The sequence below is a fragment of the Pseudomonadales bacterium genome (genome assembly GCA_013215025.1).
Taxonomy (GTDB): Bacteria; Pseudomonadota; Gammaproteobacteria; order Pseudomonadales; family DT-91; genus DT-91.
In genome coordinates, this window is sequence record JABSRR010000183.1 from 1 (window position 1) to 5391 (window position 5391).

At 48.1% G+C, this 5391-nt stretch carries 6 protein-coding genes; all 6 read left to right on the forward strand.

Annotation, left to right across the window (positions count from 1 at the left end):
- Positions 1-833, forward strand: an 833-nt coding sequence (locus HRU21_11265) for an acyl-CoA dehydrogenase family protein (GenBank protein NRA42867.1), incomplete at its 5' end; no start/stop codon positions are given.
- A gap of 24 nt (positions 834-857) precedes the next feature.
- On the forward strand, positions 858-1985 hold the full coding sequence (locus HRU21_11270) for an acyl-CoA/acyl-ACP dehydrogenase (protein NRA42868.1): 1128 nt from the start codon (positions 858-860) through the stop codon (positions 1983-1985).
- Between the two features lie 153 nt (positions 1986-2138).
- Positions 2139-2585 carry a nuclear transport factor 2 family protein gene (locus HRU21_11275; protein ID NRA42869.1) on the forward strand — a complete coding sequence of 149 codons (447 nt, stop codon included), beginning with the start codon at positions 2139-2141 and terminating at the stop codon, positions 2583-2585.
- Positions 2586-2587: 2 nt separating this feature from the next.
- Positions 2588-3421 (forward strand): alpha/beta hydrolase, encoded by an 834-nt coding sequence (locus HRU21_11280; protein NRA42870.1) that lies wholly within the window; start codon positions 2588-2590, stop codon positions 3419-3421.
- A gap of 183 nt (positions 3422-3604) precedes the next feature.
- Positions 3605-4798 carry a GGDEF domain-containing protein gene (locus HRU21_11285; GenBank protein ID NRA42871.1) on the forward strand — a complete coding sequence of 398 codons (1194 nt, stop codon included), beginning with the start codon at positions 3605-3607 and terminating at the stop codon, positions 4796-4798.
- 81 nt (positions 4799-4879) lie between these two features.
- The coding region (locus HRU21_11290; GenBank protein ID NRA42872.1) for a TonB-dependent receptor plug domain-containing protein at positions 4880-5391 on the forward strand (512 nt) is incomplete at its 3' end.

Sequence of the window (5391 nt, forward strand, 5' to 3'; positions counted from 1 at the left end):
GCGGCAAACTGATTATTGGTATCGGCTATTCGGAGCCGGGTGCTGGTACCGACCTTATGTCGCTAAAAACCACAGCCAAAAAAGACGGTAATGAGTGGGTGATTAATGGTCAGAAAATGTGGACCTCGCTTGCCCATCACGCAGACTGGATTTGGTTGGCAGCAAAAACCAATTTTGATCCAGAAGCGAAAAAGCACTCAGCAATCTCTATGTTTTTAGTGCCGACAAGCTCAGAAGGTTATAGCTGTTCGCCAGTGCATACCCTTGGCGATGTGCGCACTAACGCGACCTACTATGACAATGTTCGTATTCCTGAGGAATATCTGGTTGGCGAGTTAAACATGGGCATGCTGTATATTTTCCAACAGCTTAACCGTGAACGTTTATCCTTGGTTAATGTGGGTGCATTCTCTGATTTATTCAACCAAGTCACTGAATGGGCGATGGCTGAAAGCTTACCTAACGGTGACAAAGTGATTGACCAGCCGTGGGTGCAAATTAATTTGGCCAAATGCCGCACTGGCTTAGAAGCCTTGAAGCTGATTTGCTACCGCCAGGCGTCTGAAATGACCAAGGGCAATTTGCCAATGGAAGATGCCTCAGCCGCAAAAGTTTACGGCACTGAGTTTTTTGTCGAGCTATATCGCATGTTAGGCGAAATTTTAGGGGTTGAAGGTTTGCTGCATCGTGAATCGAAAGGGGCCATTTTGCGCGGCCGCCTTGAAACCTTATACCGCACTGCTTCAATCATTACGTTTGGCGGTGGTACCAACGAAATTCAGCGTGACCTAATTGCCCGTGGTGGCTTAGGCATGCCTAAAGCGAAACGCTAACTGGCTAATTGAGGGGTAATAAGTATGGATTTTTCATTTAACGAAATTCAATTAGACGTGCAAAAGTTGGCGCATCAAATTTTACAAGAGCAGTCTACTACTGAGCGTTTAGCAAGCATCGATCAGCAAACGGATCGCTTTGATCAGGCGCTTTGGTCGCAGCTAGCAGAGGCAGGCTTATTAGGCACTGCTTTTGATGAAGCAAATGGCGGCATGGGGCTTGGCTTTATGGAGCTTTGCCTGCTGGTTGAAGAAGTAGGGCGCACAGTTGCCGCGGTGCCTGTAGTGCCGGCTCTAGTGAGTGCAGGCTTGCCGATTCAGGCCTTTGGTAATGCGAGCCAACAGCAGCGTTTATTAGCACCGCTAGCCAGCGGCGAGATCTTACTGACGGCTGCGCTGCATGAGTCGCGCAATGAGACGCCAATGTCACCGCTTACCACGGCGACAGCGGCTAACGGTGGCTTTGTGCTGAATGGCGTTAAAGTTTGTGTGCCGTTTGCTGAGCAATCAGAACGTATTTTACTTACCGCAAAAAATGCTGATGATTTAGTGTTGCTGTTAGTAGATCCAAAAGCTGACGGTGTCACGCTAACTCGTCAACTTTCAACCACGCAAGAGCCATGGTATGAGGTTAGCCTGCAAGATGCGCAGGTTGCGGCAGATGACGTGTTGATTGGCACGGCTGCTGATGAGGCGGTTGAATGGTTAATGCAGCGCACGGTAACAGCATACTGTGCGATGCAAACGGGCATTGCCGATGCAATGACAAAAACGACAGCACAATTTACCTGTGAGCGAGTGCAGTTTGACGTGCCGATTGGTTCATTTCAGGCCGTTCAGCACCGTGCTGCAGACTGTTTCATTGATACCCAGTGTCTTAAGCTTGTGACCTATCAGGCGGCGTCGATACTCGATTCTGGTAAGTCGGCTGCCAATGAGGTGTTAATCGCCAAAATTTGGGCCGGTGATACTGGCCATCGCGTCAGCTATGCAGCGCAGCATATGCATGGCGGCACCGGTATTGATAAAGATTATCATCTGTGGCGTTTCTGCCTGTGGGCAAGACAAATTGAAACCGTGTTAGGTACTTCAGGTCAGCTATTAGCGACCCTTGGCGCGCGCATTGCAGCTGGCGAGGCATTTGCTGGTTAATCGCCGCTATTGAGATAAGCCGCAAATGACATCATTTGCGGCTTTTTTATTGCTTGGCATCAATCAATGCATTTATCCTGTAGACATAGCCTGCTCAATTGTTGAGAATTAGCCTATCATTATTGTTATCGATTTTCCGTGTTTTAGGGGTGGATGTTGAAATACACTATTGAGCAAATTTCCGATCGCTTAGAAATTCAAGATTTAACCACGGCGTATGCCGATGCGATTGATCAACAAGCCATTGAGCGTTTAGATGAGGTGTTCACCGCTGACGCTTTTCTCGATTACTCGGCGTTTGGTGGTCCTGCTGGCCCCTATGCTGAGGCAAAAGCTTTTCTGCTTGAGAATATGCCGGTGTTTAAGCATACCCAGCATTTTATGGCTAATCACCAGATTCAATTAGAATCTAGCCGCGCTACCGGCAAAGTTATGTGTCTTAACCCCATCAAACTGGAAGGGAATTCAGAAACGTTTTTTCTAGGGCTTTGGTATATCGATGAATACGTCAGAACCGAGCAAGGTTGGCGAATTTCAAAACGTACCGAATTGCGTTCTTGGAACTATAACGCGCCCGACTTCATTCACGCAGAGGCCTAGCCTTGTCTCAATCATCGCTTGCACATCCGACCCCGCCTGAAACCTCACAACTGCTGTGGGAATTTCCCAAAGCCAGCCTTGAGCTGATGCAGCTGCTTTACAATAAGCGCTGGCGCAATTTATTGGCCGATGCCGCGCCCAGCGATGGTCATACGGTGATGACACTGCCTGGCTTTGGTGGGGGTGACGCGTCAATGTTATTCCTGAGGCGTTATTTGAACAAACTGGGTTACCAAGCTGAGCCTTGGCGCTTGGGCACTAATTTGCCCAAAGGGCGAACCACCCAAATGGCGCAGATTATTGACTACTGCGAAGACAAAGAAGCGCAGGTCATCGAACGCTGTGAGTCACTGAGTGAGCAATCGAATGAAAAAATCAGCTTGATTGGCTGGAGCATGGGCGGCGTATTTGCCAATGCAATTGCACAAAAACGCCCTGATCTGATTCGTCAGGTTATCACCCTGGGAGCACCGATTGGTGACCCTCGCGGAACCAGCATGTGGTCTTTGTTAAAGCGTGCTAACCGATCCGATGTGCCCGACGATCAGCAAGATGTAACACCGTGGCTAAATCGCGCAAATCAGATTGCCGAGCGTAAAGTGCATACCGCATTTATTTATAGTCGCAGTGATGGTGCAGTTGCACCTGAGGTGGCTGTGCTGCCGCCGAGTCGCTTTGTTGAAAATATCGAAGTAGTCTCTAGCCACGTGGGTTTTGCGCATAACCCAGCCGTATTTTGGCTGATCGCCGATCGTCTCAGTCAGCACCCCTCGCATTGGTCAGCCTTTGAGGCACAACACCAGCCGAGCTTGGTGCGCAAAAAACTAGCGCGTTAAGCAGCTTAAGCCCTCAATTTTCTATAAATATGTCATAAATATGACAGGCGTGATTTTTTCATAGCCTGACGGAAGCCTGTCAGCCCTTGTGGCTGCTAAAAGTGTGTTACCGTATAACTAAGCTTAGTCTGCAGCTAGGCATTGAATACAGTAATAACATTGGATAGATCCAAGACCGCTTTCATGCAATCGTCACAGTTGGAAACAACGCGCTTTGAACAGACATTTTTATACCGCTGGCTAATCACATTACTGCCAGACGAGCTGCTGCTTGACCCTAACAGTCGCAGCAAGGCAATCGTGATGTCATTTATTCTGTTCTGCAATATGATGTCCTGCCTATCGTTTTTAATCATTATTCTGCTTGGCTTTAATAATACGCCGTCGGTGGTTGAGTATGGCGTGCCGCTTATTTTTGGCTGTATGCTGAATTATGCCATCGCAGGCCTTACCTTACTGTACTTCAAACACATTAACCTAGCTGGCAATCTGTCATTAATATCGCCATATATTTCGGCGGTGGTGGGCGGCTGGTTAACCGGTGGCGCGTTTTCGCCAATGTTGTATATCCTCATTATTCCACCGATTTTTGCCTTCGTGCTCACCAATGTTACCTCGGGTATTGCCTGGTTTATCTTAACGATTTTTACTTTCTTAGTGTTTTGGCTAGTCGACCAAAGTGGCACCTATGAGCCACTGTTTATGATTACCGACAGCTATGAATATGCCTTGATGCAGCTTATTTTGCCGGTGACAGCCTGTGTCATGGTGATGATTGCGGTAGCCATCTATGAGGCCAACAGTATTCGCCTGAAGCGTTTATTGGCTATGGAGCGCAATATGCTGGCCTTTAAGGCAGCGCATGACCCCTTAACTGGTTTGGCAAACCGAGAAGAATTTCATTCGCAGCTGTCTCTGGCGATTAGCAGCGCCCGCCGCTTAGAGTATGAGCTCTCGCTACTGTATATCGACCTTGATGCATTTAAACCAATTAACGATGAGCGCGGTCATCACGCGGGTGACTATGTGTTAGTTGAAATTGCCAAGCGCTTAAAGCAGATTGTGCGCGGCACCGATACTGTGGCAAGGCTTGGCGGTGATGAATTTGCGATTATTTTACAAGGTGTGTCTGATAAGGCGCGGATTGAACCGATTTTAGAAAAAATCTTGGTCTCGATTGGTCATGATGTCAGTCTCGAAAACGGCGATGTGGTAAATGTGTATGCCAGTGTTGGCGTCGCGTTTTTGCCAGAGCTCGAAGAAGACGAGTGGTTTGCGTTCGACAGCGAAGCATTGTGCCGTCAGGCAGATGCCGCGATGTATGTCGCAAAATCGCATAAAAACACCTGGTGTTTTTATGATGATATGAACAAATAAACTAAACTAGTTTTAACTGCGTAAAACCAGCCTATGACACAAAACCAGCATCACGATGCTGGTTTTTTTTGGAATCTTGTAATGAACGCCCGAATTAGCTCTCTAATTAGCTCTCGAATTACCTCACGAATTACCTCAAGCTGCGTATGTTGGCTTGCTGTGCTGAGCTGCCAGCCTTTACTAGCAGACGAGACCGAGCTGGGGCAAGCTGCGCAAACTGAAGCACCTGTAAAGGCGCAGCCAGAGCAAATTGAAGAAGTGGTGGTTGAGGCCGAGCAGCTATCGTTTCAGCCTGCCAGCATTGATACCTCGCGCTTGAAAGCGGTTGCAGGTGCCGGCAACGACATCTTAAAAGCGGTTGAGATATTACCCGGCGTGACCCTTGCTGGCGACGGATTTGGCGGTGAGCCAGTGATTCGCGGTTCCTCGCCGCTTGATAATCAATATTATGTTAACGGCGTGCGCGTTGGCTATGTATTTCATAACGACGGTAATTCAATTTTTAATCCTAATGTAGTCGCTAATTTTGATTTATACACCGGCGCTTGGCGCTCACCGTTTGCCAATGCGATTGGCGGCGTTATCGATATTCA

Excerpts from the sequence above, each read along its gene's own strand:
- HRU21_11270 (NRA42868.1), top strand. The coding sequence starts at position 858 with ATGGATTTTTCATTTAACGAAATTCAATTAGACGTGCAAAAGTTGGCG.
- HRU21_11275 (NRA42869.1), top strand. The coding sequence starts at position 2,139 with ATGTTGAAATACACTATTGAGCAAATTTCCGATCGCTTAGAAATTCAA.
- HRU21_11285 (NRA42871.1), top strand. The coding sequence starts at position 3,605 with ATGCAATCGTCACAGTTGGAAACAACGCGCTTTGAACAGACATTTTTA.